The sequence below is a fragment of the Bacillus sp. FSL R5-0576 genome, assembly GCF_038004765.1.
GTDB classification, from domain to species: Bacteria; Bacillota; Bacilli; order Bacillales; family Bacillaceae; genus Bacillus; species Bacillus subtilis.
On the sequence record NZ_JBBORU010000001.1, the window covers coordinates 1,912,749 to 1,933,735 of the forward strand.

Here is a 20,987-nt window from a genome sequence, read left to right on the forward strand (position 1 = left end):
TATTTTAATTGTTAGTATGTCTTTTGGCGCAATCTGTATTTTTTAAGTAACCCAACATTAATTAGGAAGATAGAACCTATCATTCCTTTCCATTAACTGTAATAATAATCCCCGCAAGGAAATGATTAAAATTGAAAGGAAGCATATTGTGATGAAACGACTTTGTTTATGGTTCACCGTCTTTAGTTTGTTTTTGGTTCTCTTGCCTGGAAAAGCATTAGGTGCAGCCGATTTTCCGAACACCTCAACAAATGGCCTTTTAGGTTTTGCCGGAAATGCCAAAAATGAAAAAGGCATTTCTAAAACGGGCACAACGGGTGGAAAAAACGGGCAGATTGTTTACATTCAAAGCGTAAATGATTTAAAAACCCACCTAGGAGGATCCACTCCGAAAATTTTAGTGCTTCAAAATGATCTTTCCGCATCTGCGAAAACAACAGTTACCATTGGCTCAAATAAAACACTCGTGGGCTCTTACGCGAAAAAAACGCTGAAAAATATTTATTTAACAACTTCATCAGCTTCTGGAAATGTCATTTTTCAAAATTTAACGTTTGAACACAGTCCGCAGATTAACGGAAATAATGATATCCAGCTTTATTTAGATTCCGGTATGAACTATTGGATTGATCACGTCACATTCTCAGGTCATAGCTATAGTGCAAGCGGAAGTGATTTGGACAAACTCCTGTATATCGGAAAATCCGCAGATTATATCACGATCAGCAACTCAAAATTTGCGAATCATAAATACGGTTTGATTTTAGGATACCCGGATGATTCTCAGCATCAATATGACGGCTACCCTCACATGACAATCGCCAATAATTATTTTGAGAACTTGTATGTTAGAGGCCCAGGTCTGATGAGATACGGTTACTTTCATGTTAAAAACAATTACAGCAACAATTTTAACCAGGCGATTACAATTGCTACAAAAGCAAAAATATATTCCGAATATAATTACTTTGGGAAAGGCAGTGAAAAAGGCGGCATCCTTGACGACAAGGGCACTGGTTATTTCAAAGACATAGGCAGCTATCCATCACTCAACAAGCAAACCTCTCCGCTGACTTCTTGGAACCCCGGGTCAAACTATAGCTATCGTGTCCAAACGCCGGAATATACAAAAGAATTTGTCACGAAATATGCCGGATCACAAAGTACAACTCTGGTATTTGGCTACTGATATAAAAGAGGCCCTGCGTTAAAAACGCTGTGCCTCATTTTATACTTATAGGCTATTTTTAAGCGATCCTTGTAACTCCTTCAAGATCCAGCGTCGGTCAAACTAAAAAGCATATGTTTTTTTCTACATAACTTCTTAAATGGCTTTCTTATTATACCAGTTTATCGCAAGTAAAAAGACATCATTGTTCTGAACCTGTATTAAATGAACGTTCGTCCCACAAACTATTCAAAAACCCCTAAAAAGGATGATGGATATGTGCGGCAGGTTTACTTTGTACTCTGCATTTGATGATATTATTGACCAGTTTGACATCGATCAATTTTTTCCTAAAGGTGAATACCAGCCAAGCTATAATGTCGCACCATCACAAAACATCCTTGCAATCATCAATGATGGATCAAATAATCGCTTAGGCAAGCTTAGATGGGGACTTATTCCACCTTGGGCAAAAGATGAAAAGATCGGTTATAAAATGATCAATGCTCGAGCCGAAACAATTACCGAGAAACCGGCCTTTCGAAGACCGCTTGTCAGCAAACGCTGCATCATACCAGCAGACAGTTTTTATGAATGGAAACGGCTTGATTCCAAAACCAAAATCCCAATGCGGATCAAATTGAAATCATCTGCTCTTTTTGCGTTTGCTGGCTTATATGAAAAGTGGAGCACACATCAAGGAGATCCTCTTTATACCTGCACCATCATAACAACTGAGCCTAATGAGTTCATGAAAGATATACACGACCGAATGCCGGTTATATTGGCCCATGATCATGAAAAGGAGTGGCTTAACCCCAAAAATACAAGCCCTGATTATCTGCAAAGTTTGCTGCTGCCTTATGATGCTGATGACATGGAAGCATACCAGGTTTCATCATTAGTAAATTCACCCAAAAATAATTCAGCTGAGCTTCTTGATGCAGAAAATCATATGTAGTGATTGAAATTCTCTAGCAAGAACTTGTCAAATAGCTTTGTTCCTTAGGTGCCAATCCCTCTAGTAATTATGAATATTTAGTACATAGATCAATTAGTTATTTTTAGCATCAGTTTGAAATAATTTTATTATGTAAACTTAAATAAGCAATGTTATCCCTTTCATATAAAATAGTTTACATTTTTATAAAATCGCTTCACTTTTCTATTTTGTCAGCAAAAAAACTGAACCACATTAAACTTATGAAACCTGCCGCACCTGTGATTGCAAATATGATATAAGCCCATAGAGGTAAATCCATACACTTTCCCTCCTAAGAATTAAATGAAATTTCTTTCATCTTACATGAAGGTCTTCTTTCTTTTGTTTATCCAGTGTAATACTTAATAATATGTTGATGAATGCAGCTGGAAAATATATAAATCCCACTCCAAGAATGCCTAGTATCGTACTTAAACTTACTATGTAATTCTTTGTCATCGTTTGACTGTCAATCAATATTAGAAGTGAAATCAATCCAGCTAAAACACCTATAAACCAAGCATCGCCAACAGCATAAGAATCATCCAGCATCCCTAACCATCGCCCCAATATAGAGCTCCCAATGGCAGTCAAACTGGATAAAAATATGAGTGCTTTCATTTCTTGTCCTCCTTTAAAGCCAATCAAACTGGTAGAAATCGGCCATTGAATTTCCATTAGCGGGTGGTTATCATTTCCACATTAACATTTTAAAGCTCATTACAATACGATTCAAGCAGAAAAACCCTACATAACGTATATATAGGGATTTGATAAAACACAGGCCAACACCCAGCTCTAGTTACTTTAAGACCACTGTATGATCGGTTCAGTCTTTACGTACCGGGATATTTCACAACAGGCACTTTCTTCTTACGCAGAGAATCAAGCATGACTGATCCAGCATTCAAGTTGCTTTGCACTAATTCTTTAGGCGTCAATGCCATCCACTGATTGAGTGACACATCTGCATAGCGGTCACTTTTGAACATTTCTAAAAACCATAATGTTTCTGTACCAGTGTTTTGTATATAGTGTCCAGCATTAGAAGGCACGTATCCAACGTCGCCTGCTCTATAATCAAATGTGCGGGCAGTCCCATTTCCGATAAATACCGTCATTCGTCCCTGTCCTGTTAGATAATATTGCCACTCATCGCTATTGGGATGCCAATGAAGCTCTCTCATCGCGCCAGGCTCAATCTGAACAAGTGCAGCGGCTATCGTTTTTGAAATTGGGAAGTTAGAAGAATCCACAATTCGTACACTCCCCCCTGGCATTTGAATTGGGGGTTGATTTAACAACTCGTGTTTAAAGGTCATGGGGACTTTTCCATATGGTGACTGAATGTCTTCACTGGCGACTGATCCCGGCACATTCCCTTGGTAGATATAGACTTGCTCAGACGGAAGAGAGTTGAAAGCATTCTCCGGGACACCGAAATTTGCAGACAGAACGTCTTTTGGTGTGTGTGCAAGCCAATCTGAAATGGTTAACGTTGAAAACTCAGAAAAGTTTCCATCATCGAATACGAGCAGAAACTCGCAGAGTTCCAATCCCTGTATGGAATGCGGAATTCCTGCTGGGAAGTACCAAAGGTCGCCGGGACCAACATCAGCAATGAAATTTCGTCCGTCTTGGTCAACAGCGGTGATACGTGCCCGTCCCAAAAGCATATAAGCCCACTCCGCTTGCTTATGCCAATGAAGCTCGCGGACGCCTCCCGCAGTTAAGCTCATGTTTACACCTGCAATCGCAGTCGAAATCGGAAGCTGTCTTACGGTGATTTCTCTTGACCAGCCGCCGTGATCTAATTTCATAGGAGCATCAGAGAATGAAAATCTCAAGTTAGGAATCATACCCTCATCTGTAACAGGCGGCACAAGTATATTCGGATTTTGAATATCCCGCATTATATTTCGCGGGCCTGCATCAATAGCTCCAGCTCCATCACTTCGAATAGGCTGTGGCACGTTTCTGTCTTCATGATTGATTGGTTGTTGTTCCAACAGCATGCACCTCGTTTTAGAAAATGAACAAGATTTTATTTCAGCCTATGCAGAATCTTAGATTGCTGTGCCTAGGAATCCGCAAATAAAAAAGTGACCACGAATGTGTCACAAATACATCAAATAAGCTATTTTTTATACCATGGCTTCTTATGTAATTTGATTTCTTCTGTCTGTTTTTTCTGGCCTGTCCTCCACTCCACTTTCACTAATACATCATGTCCTATCACTTCATCTTCAGGCATATAATCAAAGGTGGCAATATGGTCCTCCATGCGTCCCCCACCCGGCATTTCATCACCTGTGTACTCTGATAAGTCGTACTCATCTACGTTATCATCTTGATACTTTTCGCCATCAACATACAGAGTAATTCTTTCAACAACAGTCCTCTTTTCGTCCTTCTTACTCCCCTGCCAATACAGATTTAGAAAATAATTGGGTCCAATTGAAGTTTTGTCTGATTTTTCAAGGTTAGACATCCACAGTCCGTTTTTCCCGTTGCCCTCATATTTCACTTTGTTTCCTGACACCATTGCAAATAATGTGGTGATACAGATGATCAAGAATCCAGCAATGATCAATAGCCATTTCTTAATATTGTTCTTTTTTCTCATGTTTTTCCCCACTTTCCTAACTCGTTAGTAGGAAAATATGATCAAAATGTTACTGAAAAGAAAATAAAAAAGAAACAGATGGCTGTTTAAACTTTTGACTTAAATTAAAGCGCTCTCTAAAGACAAGATTAAAACTTTTAACAGCTCTTAAATGCATTTTTTGTTTCATTGAGTCAATAACCTTAAAATGGGCTTTTTATTTTTATAACTGAATTGACTGAAATTGAACTCTAAAAATTTCGAAATTAGAGTTTTTTAATAATGAACGGGCTGCACTTGTTTAGGTGTCACTGTCATTATCAGTAAACATATTATGCTGAAATACGCAGTCAGTCACAAAGTCTCTATTCGTATTCAATAAAGACTTTGTGATCATCGACAACCATTTCACTCCCATCGGATAATGTATCCAAAAGGCCTCCTCTGGTTCTTCTCTATAGTCATAAATCACAGTCACTTTGACATTTGACTCAGCTATGATTGGTTTTCCAACAATTATTTTCGTTTTTTCCTCAGGCAAAGTAAGAGATCGAATCATCAAAGCCATTCCATCTTTACTGTCTAATTAACGCCATCTTCAGTGAATTTAAAGGTCTGTTTTAAATTGCGTCCTTCTTGCCCCTTCTGTGTCCAAATAATCACAACCTCTAATTCAGAGGCCTTATCTGCCAGCATAAAATGATTGAACTTCAGCGGTGAGCCATCATTTAAACTTTCAGCTAACATTTTAGAATCTTCTTTTGGTTTGTCACAATTTTCATCGAGGCATCCAAAAAGTGAAAATCTTGTGATTGAATCAGGATCATTTCTATACAATTGCACATCCACTGTAGCTGCTTTTTCCCCTATATTTTTGACTTCCAAGGAATATACTTGATATTCTCCTTTTTGAGGTCTCGCAAATTCCTTTACATTTTTTGCTTCACTTACTTTTACTGACCACTGTTCTGTTTTTTGTGTAATAGGCAACACCGTAAAAGTCAGGGCATGCGCTTTTGATTGGCAAAACGTAAACCCAACTGCTGTAAAAACAATTACAGAAAATAATACCCTTTTCACTTCATTTATCCCTCCTTCCTTTCACTGGCCGCTCCTTAAAGAATTGATTTTGAGCAATCTACAAGCTCTCTTAACCAAAACCTTACCTGAGGTTTTGTCTTTACTGCTCTGCATTTATTTCTTTCGGTATCCGAGATGGAGCTTTGGGGATTTTTCTCAATTTGCTGTTTATCACATCAGAAGAGTATAGCGTAATAATCATACTTCCCCCATACCTTTTTGCCCGAATTAAGATTGGTTGGTTATATTGGTTTTGAAAGCGAAAGTCAGGACCTCCCCAGCTTACCGTCGCATCCCGTCCGGGCGGTACATATGGTACACTTCTAGTATGAGAATAGCGCTGAACGATCTGCAGTCCTGCACGATCGACTGCATTAAATAGAGTTGAGGACACCTGACAAATTCCTCCTCCTACACCTTCAGACAACTCCCCTTTTACAATAATGGGTGCACTTTTATATCCTTTGTTCCGAGTTCTCATTCCCACAACTTGGTTAAACGAAAACGTCTCATTAGGGAAAACAACGTGATTGTCGATTGCTTTTGCAGAAAGAGAAATATTGTGTGAACGGCTTTTATTGCTTGAGTTAAAATACGTCACGTACTGACCAAGCTGCTGCGTACTGATGTGAGCTAGCAGCTCGCTGTCAACTTTCGGATAAATGTTCATTTCCGGCACTTCTATCTTGGAGGGACCTTGGCCATAAAAATACGCATAAAACTTTTCCATAAACGCCTGTTGATACAGTTTGTAGCCAACCCTGCCCGGGACGATGCTTCCATGATCGTTAAGGACAGCATTTATCGGCTCACGGTACACTTTCTGATCAAGCTGTTTGATGAATTTACTGTATTTTTCATAGTCAACCATTGGAGTGCCGGGAAGAGGCATTGTAAAGTCTTCACGGTTAACAGTGGCAATCGTCCGTCCTTGCTGTGTGACCGTTAAACTGTCCTGCGGCTCACTCGGCTGAGCCAATAAAAAAAGACCAGTGATCAAAATTTGTATCATAAGTCGGTTTACCTCCCGATCATTAGTATGAACAGCCGCTTATCCTTTGATGTATTTCTTCCCATCGTTTGTTTGAATCTTTAGACGTTGATAAAAGCCTTCATAAAAGAGCTTAGCTTTATGTTCACACCGATCCCTGAGCTCTAAGGCACACGGTTCATTCAGTCGACAAGTTTGAAGTAGTTCAGCATCTCCCAGTGATGAGGGATGCTTTTTTGTCTTGTCAAAAATGAAAAGGGTCTCCTATAACAACAATAAATCAATCCATTTCAATATTTTTTTATTGAGAAACGATAAATTTTTTGTTACATTCAATTAGACAACAAATAAATGAGGTGCTTGTTATGAATCGAATGTCGACAATTTTTTTAAAGATAGCTTTGGTTCTTATTGGAATTCCAATTCTTGCTTTATGCATTTTTTTAGTGCCTAAGATAGCCAACTATTCAGCGGATATATTTCCAAATATCGCTTATATAAAATATCTCGTTTTCATCTATTTGTATGTAACGGCGATACCTTTTTACTTTGCTCTTTATCAAGCGTTCAAACTTTTAAGCTATATTGACAAAAACAAAGCTTTCTCGGGTTTGTCTGTAAGAGCTTTGAAGAATATAAAATACTGCGCAGTCACTATCAGTATCTTTTACGCAGCAGGCATGCCTGTCTTTTATCTGATGGCCGAGATAGACGACGCCCCGGGTATCATTGTGATCGGATTGATTATTATTTTTGCTTCAATGGTGATTGCGGTCTTTGCTGCTGTTCTTCAAAAACTGTTAAAAGAAGCGATAGATATAAAATCAGAAAATGACTTAACGGTCTGAGGTGATGACATGGCGATTATTATCAATATTGATGTGATGCTAGCTAAGAGGAAAATGAGCGTAACAGAGCTTTCAGAGAGAGTTGGCATCACCATGGCTAATCTTTCGATATTGAAAAACGGAAAAGCAAAAGCTATTCGATTATCAACTTTAGAAGCGATTTGCAAGGCTTTAGAATGTCAGCCCGGGGATATATTGGAATACCGAAGTGATGAAGACACACAGGATTCGTAAAGAAAAAATATGTAGGATCAACAGAAAAATAAAGTGATTGGCGGTGAGCTTATGGACATAAACTTATATCCATCTAGCTGCTATACTAAGCGTCCCTTTCATACACGAAGAACACAACTATGGAGGAGGCATGCATCATGAGAGCAATAAAACAAATCGTTCATTTTGGCTGGGAACAAGCCCTTTCATGTTTGTTTCCTGCCGTTATTTTTGCCTCTTTGGCTATTACGCAAATCATCCCACTGCCCTTCTTGCCGCGGTATGACTGGCTGCTCATTATCTGCGTTCTCATGCAATTGTGGATGGTGCGTTCCGGTCTTGAAACACGGGATGAATTAAAAGTGATCACATTATTCCACCTTATTGGGCTTGCTCTGGAACTTTTTAAAGTCCATATGGGCTCCTGGTCTTACCCAGAAGAAGGATACTCCAAAATATTTGGAGTACCTTTGTATAGCGGCTTTATGTACGCAAGTGTAGCCAGTTATTTGTGCCAGGCATGGAGAAGGCTTAAGGTTGAACTGGTTAAGTGGCCGCCTTTTTTTGCAGTTGTTCCGCTTGCCGCAGTGATTTATTTGAATTTTTTCACCCACCATTTTTCTATAGACATTCGATGGTGGTTATCTGGGCTTGTCATCATTGTCTTTTGGCAAACATGGGTTACATACGAGGTGAATGGAGCTCGTTACCGTATGCCGCTCGCACTTTCTTTTGTACTCATCGGATTTTTTATATGGATAGCGGAAAATATCGCTACGTTTTTTGGAGCTTGGAAATATCCAAACCAAATCGATACATGGAGTCTCGTACACCTTGGAAAGGTAAGTTCATGGCTCTTGCTAGTGATTGTTAGCTTTCTTATAGTAGCATCATTAAAACAAGTTAAGGAGCAGAATCCCACAAAGGCAGAGATTGGTGAATCTTTTTCTTAGCATTCAAGTCCCAAATAGAGTGAAAAGCAACGTTCAAATGGTTGCTTTTTTCTACTCTGCCGCTGAGTATTCATCTTCTTCAAATTTCATCGCACCACGATAACTGATTCAGATTACAACTGCTTTCAACACCTTGACAAACTCATGCGCCGCCGGCGTTATCTCTTCAATTGAATGTGCGATGACGCCAATATCGCGTGTGACCCTAGGAAAGATGTCCTTTTTAATCAATTGATGCGGGACGGATGAAAGTGTAAAGTTTGAAATGATGCCGATACCCAAGTTATTTTTGACCATATTAATCAAGGTTTCGGCATTTTGCACAGTTAAGCTTTCCTTTAATTCGATGTTGTATTGCGAAAATGCGTTTGACATCGCGATTTCATGACCGCCTTTACAAAAAATTAGGTCATCTTGATATGTTTCAAGGTCGACATGCTTTTCAAGTTTTAATTCGTCACGCTGCGGCGGGATGACGGCCACCATATAGTCGTTACACAATAGCTGATTTTCAAACGGTTCAAATGGAGATGCTGCGATCCCGATATCAACCGTCCGATCCTCAACCCATCCTTTTATTTGGTCAGAGGTTCCTTCGATCAATTCTATGCGGATCAGCGGGTAGTTTGATCTGAATGCCGCAATCGCCTGTGGCATAATATTTGTTGAAACTGCAGGAAATGAACCAATTTTCACCTTCCCGTTTAACAGCTTGTTTTCCCGGTTGGCTACTTGATATATTTTGCTTTCAATTCCCTTCATTTGCCTCGCCAGCAGCAAAATTTCTTTTCCGATGTCAGTCAGCATTAAACCATGATGTTTATCCCTGATCAATAATTTGAGCTGCAGTGAGCTCTCCAGGTTTTTTATCGCTTTACTTACCGCCGGCTGAGAGATGAACAATTCTTTTGCCGCTTCTGTAATATTCAATTTCTCCCCGACTTTTACAAATATGTGAAGATGGTTCATGTTCATAACCATTTGGTTATACCCCCAATAATAAAAATGTATTTCAGTTATACATAAATGTAACATATGATAGAAACCAGCACGATATTTAAACAAGAAAGGCGGCTTCATTATGGTAAAAGTTATGCTGGGAATCATATCTGTCACACTTATTTGGGGTTATACTTGGGTTGCGATGAAAGTAGGAATTCATGACATCCCCCCGCTTTTATTTTCGGGTTTGCGCCTGTTCATCGGAGCGGTTCCTTTATTTCTCATTCTCTTCATCCAAAGAAAAAAGCTTTCAATTAAAAAAGAACATCTCAAAAGCTATATCATCATGAGCCTCTTGATGGGGCTGGGCTATATGGGGATCTTGACGTATGGAATGCAGTTTGTCGATTCAGGGAAAACCTCTGTTTTGGTATATACAATGCCTATATTTGTTACGGTGATCAGCCATTTTACATTAAACGAGAAAATGAATGTGTATAAAACGATGGGACTGGTCTGCGGCCTCTTCGGACTGTTATTTATATTTGGAAAGGAAATGCTCAATATCGATAAAAGCGCTTTATTTGGGGAGCTGTGCGTCCTTGCGGCAGCGCTTAGCTGGGGAATCGCGAATGTGTTCAGCAAGCTACAATTCAAGCATATCAATATTATTCACATGAATGCCTGGCACCTTATGATGGGAGCCGTCATGTTATTGGTGTTTTCCTTTATATTTGAGCCGGTCCCTTCAGCCGAGTGGACATATCAAGCGGTGTGGTCATTGCTGTTTAATGGCTTGCTTTCCACCGGCTTTACCTTTGTCGTATGGTTTTGGGTGCTCAATCAAATCGAAGCGTCAAAAGCATCCATGGCATTAATGTTTATTCCCTTATTAGCCCTATTCTTTGGATGGCTGCAATTGCACGAACAGATCACCATCAACATTATCCTCGGCGCACTGCTGATATGCTGCGGGATTTTTATGAAAACATTTACATTTTCACGACGGAAAGTGTGAATGATATACATTTCCCCTGTCATTTGGGCTTCATGTGACAGGAGACGACTATTATGAGAAAGTCTTCTAGAATCCTGACGACAGCCTATTAAACAATGAAAAAAGCTAGTGTCTGCATGTGAGACATTAGCTTGGCTGGCGTTTAGGCCGGTGAGAATCTAGATTCTTTTTTATTACCATTCTGGCTGATCAAACTGAAAACCGTATAGACCTTTTACTATAACATCTCCGCAATCTGGATCTTTTGTCAAAATCAAATAATGAGTCTTATAAGGCATCGTCTCAACTCGATCAGTTGCACTCAAATCAAAATGATCCCCTGAAAAGTTTTTTTCACTAACGGTTATTTCATATCCTGACAAAGTCATTCGCATGATTCTTGCATTAATTGTACATCCTTCAGTATCGAAAATGGTGAATCTGTACTCAAAGTGAGATGTCCAATGGTTTGAATTTAGGTCATCAGACTTCATAAACCATTTTTCATTTTCTGTCATTGTAAAACTCACTTTCTCCTCATCTTTGACGATAACGGCCGAAGCTTCCCCTACATGGATAGTCAAAGCCAAAAGAAATGTAAAAGCTAACATCAACATCTTTTTCAAAAGAGTTCCTCCCGATATCTTTTTACTTCAATATATTGGAAGGGTCTTTTCTGATCAAGACAGTCTTCTCCAAATGAATCTTTAGCACCATGAAATGAGCCTTAATAAGAACAGTTTTAACCCAAATCAAACTCTATTCGAATTCTTTTTTAGAGTTTCTGCATTTCTTTATTTAGCTCCTAGACACATATAAAAAATGCTCCTATAAGTTCAGGAGCATTACAAAAAACTGCTAAAGTGTTTTCTATCGATTTATTGTATTCATTAGCTCAAAGAAGTATTCAGGCTTTTGAGTCTTATTTAGCTTATACCATGAACGCAATGTATCTGGTGCAAATACATCTAATTTTTTCAATACTTCTACCGCAAATTCCAGAGGAGCAATTCCTGATGCAGTAACCAAATTTTCATCAGATACTGCAGGCCCGTTTTCATATAATGTTTCTCCTTTGTAATTAGGGCAGACCATTTTCATATACTCTAGGTCATTGCTTGTGTGCTTTCTCGAATCTAAGTATCCTTCATTCGCGAGGCCCAAGGTTGCACCACAAATTGCAGCAATAGTCGTGCCAAGCTTTAAAGCGTCGTCAACTTTTTTTAAGATTGGCTGATGAATATCTTCTCCCCAAGTGTTTCCTCCGGGTAAAATGATAAGATCTTGACTCTCAAGAGTACACTCATCAAGAGAAATATCTGGTTTTATGCTTAGTCCTCCCAACGTAGTTATCATTTCTTTATTAGCCCCTACTGTAACTACTTTTAAAGATGCTGCATCCTGTTTAAAATATCTCCCTGAGTTTAGTTCAGCAATTAAATATCCATATTCCCAGTCTGACATTGTGTGAAATACGTAGAGATAAACTTTTCTCGTTTGCATCCAATAACACTCCAATCACAATTGATAAAGCCTTCTAATAGATGACCTCGCTGACAGCCATTTTCAGCTTTTTTGTTGTTTCATATGTAATCGCCTATTCTTATATAATACCATGTAGGTGGGCAATTGCCCCTTGTTCTCCCAACTTATTAAAAATATAAGATAAATTGATTCTATGTTTACTAGCGCAAAGGGGTTTGTTACACTAACTGTCATGGGAAACATTTCAAAGGTAATACAAAATCATTTGAATGAGGAGGCCTGATGAAGTTGAAAAATAAAGCGTCAATAAAATTCGGAATATGTGTTGGGCTTTTATGTTTAAGCATTACTGGTTTCACACCTTTTTACAGCTCAACACATGCCGAAGCAAAATCCATAGAAGACACAAACATGGCAAGCTGTATAACGAATAAAAAATTTGTTCAACTCGAGAAAAAATTTGATGCCAGGCTTGGTGTTTATGCCATTGATACAGGTTCAAACAAGACAATCGCCTATCGGCCGAATGAGCGATTTGCTTACGCATCAACCTATAAAGTTCTAGCCGCAGCTGCTGTCCTGAAGAAAAACTCAATTGAAAAACTTAATGAAGTCATCCACTACAGCAAGGACGATCTTGTTACATATTCTCCAATCACAGAGAAACACCTGGATACAGGCATGAGCCTAAAAGAAATCTCGGAAGCGGCTATCCGTTACAGCGATAATACCGCTGGGAACATCTTGTTGCAACAGCTTGGCGGCCCTAAAGGTTTTGAAAAGTCACTGAAACAGATTGGGGATCATGTAACGAAAGCTAAACGATTCGAGACGGATCTAAACTCTGCGATTCCTGGTGATATTCGTGACACCAGCACCGCAAAAGCACTGGCAACCGATCTTAAAGCTTTCACTTTAGATAACACGCTCACGACTGACAAACGCACGATCTTAACCGATTGGATGCGAGGCAATGCTACTGGTGACGAACTGATTCGGGCAGGCGCTCCAATAGGATGGGAAGTTGGCGATAAATCCGGAGCCGGAAGTTACGGGACACGAAACGACATTGCTATCGTTTGGCCGCCTAACAGAGCTCCTATTGTTTTGGCAATTCTGTCAAACCGCTTTACGAAAGATGCTAATTATGATAATGCTCTTATCGCTGAGGCTGCAAAAGTCGTCCTTAACGATCTCAAATAATATGTTTAGCCTTTTGCCACAAAGGAAAAGACATTACTTTTTTAACCCCTACCGTTCATTTTTTGATGAACGGTTCTTTCATAGGACCTCTAGAATCATATATTTAAACACCACAAAATTAAACGTTATTATAATTAACGGCAAGTTTTCATTTTATGGAACAAGTAAAGTTTGACCTGACAAGAATTAAGATTAAGCACCCTAAAATCCGTTTTCTTTCCTTCCAAGAATATACTCCTTAGTGCAAGCTATTATAAAGAAGTGAACATACAATGCAGACAACTCCCTTAAGTCTCTTATTCTGTGACCAATTTGTAATACTCATAAATATCCGGACTCACTTCCAATATTTCGTCTCGAAGACACTAACATATCAAACCACTTGAATTGGTCTTGTTGACTCAGAGGTTATCTATATGAGAATTCAACAATTTTTTTATAATAATTCATATTTTTGTATCGTTGCACTTGGTGGATTTGACTCTTTTAATGTATGGAACCACACTTTTATTTTTTCACCTCTTTTGAGATCATCTGTGTTATCAATCTCACTTAATCCTACAATTACTATGTTATTTTTAAACTTGTTCATAAGTTGTCCTTCAGAAAGATCGTAATCTTCTTTTACTGGAGCTTTTGTATCGGTAATGAGAATTGCCCTTTCATTGTCTTTAAGCACGACATAGCCTACTAGGCTCTGCATCTTTGTTTCTTCTCCGTGTTGTTCATTTTTGCAGCCTGCAAGGAAAATAATGAGCACTATCAAGCTTACTCCGATTTTAGGCAACTTTCTCCCTCCCGTCATGTTAAACAATCTCACTCCATAACTGCATATCAATAAACTGTAGTGTAAATCTATCCAGAAACTTCTTCATTTTCTCATATTGAATCTTTTACAAGCTGTTAATACACAGACTAAATCGGGTAAAAATTCGTAGAGGTGATTTCTTTGAATGATGATCATAAAGTAACTCATTACTCTTCATTTATTTTTTCAACAATCATGGTATGGCGGTCGCCACCTTTCCACAATACACTTCTTGGTTTGTAACAGTTTTCTTCTTGGGTTTTGCACTTATCTATACATACGAAAAACATAAAACAAGTTCTTCAAAAACAATATCTTATATCCCGTATTTTTTATTCATTGTTTCATTGACTTACACTTTAGTTAATATGTAATAGTAATCCTCCCTTTGTGGGAGGATTATTTGTTTAAGCTTATTTCTAGGCTGCTTTTGGGCCACCTCTATCTATAATGATAAAACTATCTGAACCATTTTTTTCTTCCGATCTTTGTCTTCGTAAATAGCAACATTTTGGCGTGTCATTAATGTAATACCGGCCATTTTAAACTCTTTTTGATCTTTAAAATAAACAACAGGGACATTCACCAAACGGATCTACTTCTTTTTGTTCTTTCTCAAATGTTTGTATGTGGTTGTCTTCGAACCATACCCTTACTCTTATTCCGCTAAAATCGAGATTTTTACTTTTTATGATCCATTATTCACTTCTAAAAAACTTCCAATTACAACATAATATATGTATAAATTGTAAATGGAGTTGATATAATTGAAGATTAGGAAAATCTTATTGAGTTCTGCTTTATCCTTTGGCATGCTAATATCCGCGGTTCCCGCATTGGCTGCTGGCACTTCGTCTGAGGTTGCAGTAAAAAATGAAGAATATGATTACGATACTATATACCGCATTAGTCCTCTGCCAATGGACCTCCAGCCAACAATAGAATACAACGGTTATACTTATACGCTTACACGTCATTATTTTGATTACTCAATCGGGTTTTACACGGCTATTTATACAAAAGTTGTTTAAACTTATAAAGGAGCTTTTTAGCTCCTTTTTCTCTTGTTTTAAGCAAGGTATTTCTTTCTATGTCGTCCCCTATCAAATACAATATCAACATTCTCCAGTTCTCTTTGACACGAACAAAATCTAAAGTTTGGTTTTAAATGCTGGTAATAAAAAATTCATTTTAAAGAAGTGCCGCCCGCAAAATGCGGCTTTTGTACACTACGCCAATTTTATATAGAAAAGCCAGACCTCCTCCAAGAGGTTCCAGCTTTTCTTAATGTGCTATCGATCTTCGTTAGTTCAACGGAACTTTATCATTCGGTACAATTGCAGCCTCCCGACTTCTAGTTAGGGCTGATGGGGGGATATCTGATGGCTCTCTACACACATCAGACATTATAAGATTTCAATGTAGCCTTCTGTACCGTGAACGCGAATTCGTTGCCCATCTTTTATCAGCTTGGCAGCATTTTCAACGCCAACAACTGCAGGTAAGCCATATTCACGGGCTATAACAGCTCCATGGGTCATCAGACCCCCAACTTCGGTGACTAGGCCTTTTATGGATACAAACAATGGTGTCCAGCTTGGATCGGTAAAGGAGGTAACTAATATATCTCCATCTTCTAAATCAGCATCTTCCATGTTTAAAATGACACGCGCTCGCCCCTCTATAACTCCGGAGGAAACAGGTAGACCTACAATCGCTCCGGCTGGGAGATTTTCTCGTTTATACTCACCTGTAACGATTTCACCATCAGACGTGATAACACGTGGTGGAGATAGTTTTTCATATAATGTGTACTCGTCTTTTCGTGTACTGATGATTTGATAATCCAGTTTATGTGTGCGCACGACTTCGTGAAGTTCTTCAAAAGTGAGATAGTATATATCTTCTTTTTCATGAATAACGCCCGCTTCTATGAGTTGTTCGGCTTCTTTCAGTAAAGCCTGCTTATAAACGAAGTATCGATTAACCATGCCGTATTTTGGATATTCCCTAAACCCGCTGAAATTCCGGATGATATCTATCATTCGTTTTGTTTCTTTGGCTTTTTGTTCACCATCCGGTAATTGCTTCAATCGATCTAATAACTCTTGTTCTTTCTTCAAAGCTTCCTGTCGCCCTTGCTCAAATTTCCGATGGCCGACATTAGGCTCAAAATTTTTAATATTATTAAGAATCATTGGGACAAGTGTAGTTGGTTTTTCGCTCCATCGAGTTCTTGTGATATCAATTTCTCCGGTACATCGCATTCCGTATTTGCTGAGATAATCATAGATCGCGTCTCGGGTTTTGCTTCCGCCATCAAACTTAGCCAGTTCATCCAAAAAATTATCATCTTTTACATGTTGTAAGTAATCAATTACCTCTGGATAAGGACGAATCACATCTGCGACGTCTAATAGCGCAAGACCCATTTCTGAAGTAATATTATGGGGTACAGATTGAGAAAGCGTATCTGCTGCGTTTTTTTTCACCTAACCACTTGTTCATTTTTTCGTTAATCCATAATGAAGCATTCATAGCAGTTCGAATCACAACCGAACTTTCGGGGTTAAATAAAATCTTCTTTAATTCCTGGATATCTTCCAGAATAAAACGAAATAAATCTGATCCTGATTTCGTGTGGATGTTTTGTTTTAACTCTTCTATCGATATTTGACTGCTCTTAATCAAATCAGACACGATTGTCGGATCGTTTTCAACTTGAGCCGGCATATCTGCATTGCCTCTGCTGGGATTTGGTGCTGTTTTATCATTTGGTATCGACTTTATGAAATCTCGTCGCTTTATTATGGTCATAAGTGCGTCTTTTAAGAGCTGATCGTGCTGCCCCATGCCTTTTAAGAAAACTTCTCTGCTGTCAGGGGATGCCAGATGATGTGTGACATCAACAAATAGCCTTCCACCGGCTTTACGCATGGGTGCAGCAGTCGTCAACAGAAAAAAAGACAATCCCAGTGGTTTTATGGGATCCGTCATCATTTGTTGATGACCAACAGAAATATAGACGTGATTTTCTTGGTCACTCGCTTCAGGGATGGGGAATAAAGTAGTGATTGGACGACTCTGTACAATATAAAAAGTATCGCGGGCCAAACACCATTCGATATCTTGAGGCTGGCCGAAATGAGCTTCGATCTGTCTTCCAATGCGTGCCAGCTGTAAAATTTGTTCATTAGTCAGTGTTTGAGCCTTTTGCTGATCAGAATCGATCTGCTGTGTTTCTGTTCCGCCTTCTTTTCGTCCGTAGATAGCCATTTTTTTAGTTGCTATTCTCTTATCGATGATTTGCCCATCCTGTACTTTATAACAATCGGCAGATACCAAGCCGGAAACCAGTGCTTCTCCAAGTCCAAAACCGGCATCGATGGATAACACCTTTCGGCTTGAGGTAATCGGATCAGCGGTAAATAAAATCCCCGAAGCCTGAGGGAAAACCATCCTTTGAACGATAACGGATAAATAGACTTGGCTGTGGCCAAATCCATTTTGCATACGGTAAATAACCGCGCGATCCGTAAATAGGGACGCCCAGCATTTACTGATATGCTGCAAGATTGCATCGACGCCGATAATATTTAAATAGGTGTCTTGTTGACCGGCAAAAGAAGCATGTGGTAAATCTTCAGCAGTTGCACTAGAACGCACGGCATAGGCATGTTCCTCGCCGAACTGGGAGAGATAGTGAGCCACTGCTTTCACAACATCGGAAGGAATGTCTACTTCCATAATGATTTGCCGAATCTTCCGGCTGATGTTACCAATCTGATCTCGGTCCTCAACTTTTAGCATCGCCAACTGATCCAACAACACTTGTAACGTTTCGTTTTGTTCGATGGCTTTTTGATATCCTACTGTTGTGACACAAAATCCTTCTGGTACTTGTATACCTTGAACTTTTGATAATTCCCCTAAATGTAACCCTTTTCCTCCAACGAGCGAAAGCTGTGTTTTTTCAATTTCATGTAAACCGAGAACCAAAGAACTCATTCTACACCTCCCCTTCAAAAAATAAATATTGACAAGAGCTTCCCAGCAGGATATAATAAAATTATAAGATGGGTATCTATAACTTTTTAACCAGGAAGCGCACGTAGTATGATTATATCACCGTGTCTGTTTTTGTGCAATATAAAAAGAACCTGGGCAATTTCACCAGGTTCTTTTCTTAATTTCCGTAACTAGTCACATTAAAAAACTTGGTTCGAGATGATTCAATCCTCTTAGGAAATCCTAAAGTTGGGTTCTTTTTGGAACTAACCTGCTTTATTCGTAGATCCCCATTTATAAATTAGACTTTTTGTTTTTAACAGTCCCACCTTTAACTAGTATAAAGTTATGAGGATCTGGTTAACTACCAGATATTTTTATTTTGAAAAAGGCTTATGTTTGATAAAGAAGGGTTATGTAAAGGTATCTGTTGGGAGCAAGCGCTGACTACAAAAAATTGATAGCATTCTCATTTAAATACCATTCTATTAACCTATAGGGAAAGTTTTAAAACCAGATGGAGAATACCCTACCTCCAGCAATTCCAAGGCCGTTCACCTAGTAGAAAACAACCTTTAACCATTACTAACGATTTTAATAATCATTGATTATAAAACTTCTCAAGGAACGATCAGCAGCCCGTTAGCTACCCCTGATTAAGGATGATCTGCTACCACACTGTTACGTTAGAACTTCCACTACTTTGATATCCTTCTGTCGCCATGACTTGGTAAGCCCAATTACTGCCCAGATTCATTCCATGGCTCTTCCATGCGTTAACATGATTGCTGAAAGTGATTGTAGCGTTGCTTCCGGTTGGTCTCTTCGACTGGCGAACACTCCAGTACTGCGTAAAAGTAGTGCGATCGCCATCAATGGAAGGTGCGTTATAACGTGTAGTTGTATATATGTCATATGTACCCCCATCACTTTTTACAGTACCCTTATACGTTCCAGTAGGTCTATAAGTACCCCATGAATCCACTACATAATATTCTATGAGCGGTGATCTCGTCCAACCATATAAAGTTAAATATCCATTGCCATTCGGTGCCCAAACTCCGGCATTATAGTTTATCGTCCTAAATGGCGAACCTGTAGTCCAACCTTTACCAACAACAAAATTTCCGGTATTAGACCAATTAACACTGTAATTCCCGCCAGACCCATTGACAGCGTTTACTATACCGCCCCCATCAGTCCAATTTTGCCAGTAGTCTGTGCTAGCTGCAGAGGCGGTTGCCGAAAACAAGCTAATACTCATTAAAGCTGCCGATAATCCAACTAAGAAATTCTTTTTAAACTTAAACATATGTTACCTCCTATAATATTTTTTTCCGACTTTGAGGTAGCACTCGTATATATTTAAAACATTCTTAATTACTAACGCCAAAGCTTTTGATCGTCCTCTTCAGTATAATAACACGAATTCACGAGCGAATATTAAAAGTATTTGTAATTTAATTACAAATACCTAGAAACACATTATAAGTGGTCTTCTTCCACCATATCCTGATCCTTTTTTCGCAGGATCACAATTCTTGTTTCTAATTCAGATGGAGTAATATCTGTAATGAATTCCCATTGAATCTTTTCGTATAAAGGAGATATATATTAGAGATTGTGAAGTCATTGTTGCTGCCGCTTGTCTAATGAAGGGAAGCAAATTTATGAAGAATATGAAGAACTGAAGAAGAAAACAATTAAGGTTATACTAAGAAAGAATCGCTCAATTAGAATTATTGACCAAAAATTTGAGGATGATAGCTTAGGTCAGTTTTACAAAGAAGTTGCAAGATTGTTATTTGAAAGGGCTCTGAAAAAGAAAAATAAGAATTGACAATCAGGGTAACTGTGGAATGTAACCGAGCCTCCAATTCAAAATAAATTTCTTTAAAATACTTATTTTATTTAAAGAGGGACTGTATATCCCTCTTTAAAATTAAGCTTTAGATTGCTGCTGAAAGTAATAAAAATTGTACTTTTGATCAAACCCTTCTTCGCTACCACAAAGAAAAATAATGAATTCAATAAATGCGATAATAGAGGGGATACCAGTCCAGCAAAACAAAATATATAGAATACCTTGTCCTACTCTTCCCAAATAAAACTTATGTATTCCCAGACCCCCGAAGAAAAATGCTAATAATGCCGCTACAATTTTGTTCTTCTTGCTTACCATGACTTCCTCCTAGTTCATTGCTACCGTTTTTAAAGTAACGCTTTCATATTATAATGCATTTCCACCAGAAATCGTGAAAATTTTGAAATTCTTTTGAGATATTTTTATTTTATTGAGAAATGAAAACTCATATAATTGAACTAGATGGTTTTGGGAGGCGTTTATTCAAAATGTATGGCCAAAGATTACGTCAATTACGAAAGGCACACAAATTAACAATGGAACAGTTAGCTGAGAAAATTGGAATTGCAAAATCAAGTTACGGCGGGGATGAAGCTGAAAGCAAAAAACCACCATTGGACAAGTTGGTTATTTTAGCTAGACTATATGATGTTTCAGTTGATTACATACTTGGGTTAACAGATGATCCTGATCCTAAAGTGAAAAGAAAGAATCTAAAAGAGTTTTTAGAAAAACCCGATATTCACTGGGATGGATATAAACTTACCCCTGAAATATTAGATCCTATACGAAAAATTTTGAAGATGGTTACTACAAACAACAATTAGTAAAGTCCGCATA

At 38.5% G+C, this 20,987-nt stretch carries 19 protein-coding genes and 5 pseudogenes; 10 read left to right on the forward strand and 14 right to left on the reverse strand.

Annotation, left to right across the window (positions count from 1 at the left end; translation table 11 throughout):
• Window positions 1-151: 151 nt before the first annotated feature.
• Window positions 152-1,189, forward strand: a complete 1,038-nt coding sequence (locus tag NX903_RS09450) for a polysaccharide lyase family 1 protein (protein ID WP_024571748.1) — start codon at window positions 152-154, stop codon at window positions 1,187-1,189.
• 256 nt (window positions 1,190-1,445) lie between these two features.
• The gene (locus NX903_RS09455; protein WP_038829978.1) at window positions 1,446-2,129 is read left to right on the forward strand and encodes an SOS response-associated peptidase; all 684 of its coding nucleotides are present in this window, start codon (window positions 1,446-1,448) and stop codon (window positions 2,127-2,129) included.
• A gap of 336 nt (window positions 2,130-2,465) precedes the next feature.
• Here the strand turns inward: NX903_RS09455 and NX903_RS09460 are convergent, their stop codons facing one another.
• From NX903_RS09460 to NX903_RS09490, 7 genes and pseudogenes are all read right to left on the reverse strand, one after another.
• Window positions 2,466-2,771: a membrane protein gene (locus NX903_RS09460; RefSeq protein ID WP_004399414.1), complete on the reverse strand. Its 306-nt coding sequence runs from the start codon at window positions 2,769-2,771 to the stop codon at window positions 2,466-2,468.
• Between the two features lie 215 nt (window positions 2,772-2,986).
• A complete protein-coding gene (gene oxdD / locus NX903_RS09465; protein ID WP_086343920.1) occupies window positions 2,987-4,165 on the reverse strand; it encodes an oxalate decarboxylase in 1,179 nt (392 codons plus the stop codon).
• Window positions 4,166-4,287: 122 nt separating this feature from the next.
• Complete coding sequence (locus NX903_RS09470; RefSeq protein WP_086343921.1) at window positions 4,288-4,776, reverse strand: DUF4944 domain-containing protein; 489 nt, start codon at window positions 4,774-4,776, stop codon at window positions 4,288-4,290.
• A gap of 24 nt (window positions 4,777-4,800) precedes the next feature.
• Window positions 4,801-4,945, reverse strand: a pseudogene (locus NX903_RS09475) (hypothetical protein).
• A 33-nt stretch (window positions 4,946-4,978) separates the two neighbouring features.
• Window positions 4,979-5,233: pseudogene (locus tag NX903_RS09480) on the reverse strand (hypothetical protein).
• A 104-nt stretch (window positions 5,234-5,337) separates the two neighbouring features.
• Entirely contained in the window at window positions 5,338-5,835 is a 498-nt protein-coding gene (locus NX903_RS09485) for a hypothetical protein (protein WP_024571432.1), read from the reverse strand.
• Window positions 5,836-5,935: 100 nt separating this feature from the next.
• Window positions 5,936-6,847 (reverse strand): VanW family protein, encoded by a 912-nt coding sequence (locus NX903_RS09490; RefSeq protein ID WP_015714063.1) that lies wholly within the window; start codon window positions 6,845-6,847, stop codon window positions 5,936-5,938.
• Between the two features lie 344 nt (window positions 6,848-7,191).
• Here NX903_RS09490 and NX903_RS09495 point away from each other — a divergent pair, with 344 nt between their 5' ends.
• The 3 genes and pseudogenes from NX903_RS09495 (at window position 7,192) to NX903_RS09505 (ending at window position 8,840) form a co-directional block, all read left to right on the forward strand.
• Window positions 7,192-7,674: a DUF2975 domain-containing protein gene (locus NX903_RS09495; protein ID WP_077671332.1), complete on the forward strand. Its 483-nt coding sequence runs from the start codon at window positions 7,192-7,194 to the stop codon at window positions 7,672-7,674.
• Window positions 7,675-7,683: 9 nt separating this feature from the next.
• Window positions 7,684-7,940, forward strand: a pseudogene (locus NX903_RS09500) (helix-turn-helix domain-containing protein).
• Window positions 7,941-8,045: 105 nt separating this feature from the next.
• A complete protein-coding gene (locus tag NX903_RS09505) occupies window positions 8,046-8,840 on the forward strand; it encodes a DUF817 domain-containing protein (RefSeq protein ID WP_086343922.1) in 795 nt (264 codons plus the stop codon).
• 108 nt (window positions 8,841-8,948) lie between these two features.
• On the opposite strand, the gene NX903_RS09510 is transcribed toward NX903_RS09505, so the two are convergent.
• Window positions 8,949-9,821, reverse strand: a complete 873-nt coding sequence (locus tag NX903_RS09510) for a LysR family transcriptional regulator (protein ID WP_144486655.1) — start codon at window positions 9,819-9,821, stop codon at window positions 8,949-8,951.
• Between the two features lie 100 nt (window positions 9,822-9,921).
• Here NX903_RS09510 and NX903_RS09515 point away from each other — a divergent pair, with 100 nt between their 5' ends.
• Entirely contained in the window at window positions 9,922-10,800 is an 879-nt protein-coding gene (locus NX903_RS09515; protein ID WP_086343924.1) for a DMT family transporter, read from the forward strand.
• A gap of 173 nt (window positions 10,801-10,973) precedes the next feature.
• On the opposite strand, the gene NX903_RS09520 is transcribed toward NX903_RS09515, so the two are convergent.
• Both NX903_RS09520 and NX903_RS09525 read right to left on the reverse strand, forming a co-directional pair.
• On the reverse strand, window positions 10,974-11,405 hold the full coding sequence (locus tag NX903_RS09520) for a hypothetical protein (RefSeq protein ID WP_086343925.1): 432 nt from the start codon (window positions 11,403-11,405) through the stop codon (window positions 10,974-10,976).
• Window positions 11,406-11,649: 244 nt separating this feature from the next.
• The gene (locus NX903_RS09525; protein ID WP_086343926.1) at window positions 11,650-12,282 is read right to left on the reverse strand and encodes a type 1 glutamine amidotransferase family protein; all 633 of its coding nucleotides are present in this window, start codon (window positions 12,280-12,282) and stop codon (window positions 11,650-11,652) included.
• A gap of 264 nt (window positions 12,283-12,546) precedes the next feature.
• Here NX903_RS09525 and bla point away from each other — a divergent pair, with 264 nt between their 5' ends.
• Window positions 12,547-13,467 (forward strand): class A beta-lactamase, encoded by a 921-nt coding sequence (gene bla, locus NX903_RS09530; protein ID WP_086343927.1) that lies wholly within the window; start codon window positions 12,547-12,549, stop codon window positions 13,465-13,467.
• 436 nt (window positions 13,468-13,903) lie between these two features.
• Here the strand turns inward: bla and NX903_RS09535 are convergent, their stop codons facing one another.
• Window positions 13,904-14,254 carry a DUF3221 domain-containing protein gene (locus tag NX903_RS09535; RefSeq protein ID WP_131227491.1) on the reverse strand — a complete coding sequence of 117 codons (351 nt, stop codon included), beginning with the start codon at window positions 14,252-14,254 and terminating at the stop codon, window positions 13,904-13,906.
• Between the two features lie 162 nt (window positions 14,255-14,416).
• Here NX903_RS09535 and NX903_RS09540 point away from each other — a divergent pair.
• Together NX903_RS09540 and NX903_RS09545 are read left to right on the forward strand one after the other, a co-directional pair.
• Window positions 14,417-14,649 (forward strand): annotated as a pseudogene (locus tag NX903_RS09540) (hypothetical protein).
• A 393-nt stretch (window positions 14,650-15,042) separates the two neighbouring features.
• Complete coding sequence (locus NX903_RS09545) at window positions 15,043-15,306, forward strand: hypothetical protein (protein ID WP_024571439.1); 264 nt, start codon at window positions 15,043-15,045, stop codon at window positions 15,304-15,306.
• A gap of 375 nt (window positions 15,307-15,681) precedes the next feature.
• Here the strand turns inward: NX903_RS09545 and ppsA are convergent.
• From ppsA to NX903_RS09560, 3 genes and pseudogenes are all read right to left on the reverse strand, one after another.
• Window positions 15,682-18,283 (reverse strand): annotated as a pseudogene (ppsA, locus tag NX903_RS09550) (phosphoenolpyruvate synthase).
• Window positions 18,284-18,953: 670 nt separating this feature from the next.
• Window positions 18,954-19,595, reverse strand: coding sequence for an endo-1,4-beta-xylanase XynA (xynA, locus tag NX903_RS09555; RefSeq protein WP_003231377.1), 642 nt, complete (start codon window positions 19,593-19,595; stop codon window positions 18,954-18,956).
• 630 nt (window positions 19,596-20,225) lie between these two features.
• Entirely contained in the window at window positions 20,226-20,465 is a 240-nt protein-coding gene (locus NX903_RS09560; RefSeq protein ID WP_003231362.1) for a TM2 domain-containing protein, read from the reverse strand.
• A 170-nt stretch (window positions 20,466-20,635) separates the two neighbouring features.
• On the opposite strand from NX903_RS09560, the gene NX903_RS09565 reads away from it, so the two are divergent.
• Window positions 20,636-20,974 (forward strand): helix-turn-helix domain-containing protein, encoded by a 339-nt coding sequence (locus NX903_RS09565; protein WP_086343929.1) that lies wholly within the window; start codon window positions 20,636-20,638, stop codon window positions 20,972-20,974.
• The last annotated feature ends 13 nt before the right edge of the window (window positions 20,975-20,987 follow it).

Excerpts from the sequence above, each read along its gene's own strand:
- NX903_RS09450 (WP_024571748.1), top strand. The coding sequence starts at position 152 with ATGAAACGACTTTGTTTATGGTTCACCGTCTTTAGTTTGTTTTTGGTT.
- NX903_RS09455 (WP_038829978.1), top strand. The coding sequence starts at position 1,446 with ATGTGCGGCAGGTTTACTTTGTACTCTGCATTTGATGATATTATTGAC.
- NX903_RS09460 (WP_004399414.1), bottom strand. The coding sequence starts at position 2,771 with ATGAAAGCACTCATATTTTTATCCAGTTTGACTGCCATTGGGAGCTCT.
- oxdD (WP_086343920.1), bottom strand. The coding sequence starts at position 4,165 with ATGCTGTTGGAACAACAACCAATCAATCATGAAGACAGAAACGTGCCA.
- NX903_RS09470 (WP_086343921.1), bottom strand. The coding sequence starts at position 4,776 with ATGAGAAAAAAGAACAATATTAAGAAATGGCTATTGATCATTGCTGGA.
- NX903_RS09490 (WP_015714063.1), bottom strand. The coding sequence starts at position 6,847 with ATGATACAAATTTTGATCACTGGTCTTTTTTTATTGGCTCAGCCGAGT.
- NX903_RS09495 (WP_077671332.1), top strand. The coding sequence starts at position 7,192 with ATGAATCGAATGTCGACAATTTTTTTAAAGATAGCTTTGGTTCTTATT.
- NX903_RS09505 (WP_086343922.1), top strand. The coding sequence starts at position 8,046 with ATGAGAGCAATAAAACAAATCGTTCATTTTGGCTGGGAACAAGCCCTT.
- NX903_RS09510 (WP_144486655.1), bottom strand. The coding sequence starts at position 9,821 with ATGGTTATGAACATGAACCATCTTCACATATTTGTAAAAGTCGGGGAG.
- NX903_RS09515 (WP_086343924.1), top strand. The coding sequence starts at position 9,922 with ATGGTAAAAGTTATGCTGGGAATCATATCTGTCACACTTATTTGGGGT.
- NX903_RS09525 (WP_086343926.1), bottom strand. The coding sequence starts at position 12,282 with ATGCAAACGAGAAAAGTTTATCTCTACGTATTTCACACAATGTCAGAC.
- bla (WP_086343927.1), top strand. The coding sequence starts at position 12,547 with ATGAAGTTGAAAAATAAAGCGTCAATAAAATTCGGAATATGTGTTGGG.
- xynA (WP_003231377.1), bottom strand. The coding sequence starts at position 19,595 with ATGTTTAAGTTTAAAAAGAATTTCTTAGTTGGATTATCGGCAGCTTTA.
- NX903_RS09560 (WP_003231362.1), bottom strand. The coding sequence starts at position 20,465 with ATGGTAAGCAAGAAGAACAAAATTGTAGCGGCATTATTAGCATTTTTC.
- NX903_RS09565 (WP_086343929.1), top strand. The coding sequence starts at position 20,636 with ATGTATGGCCAAAGATTACGTCAATTACGAAAGGCACACAAATTAACA.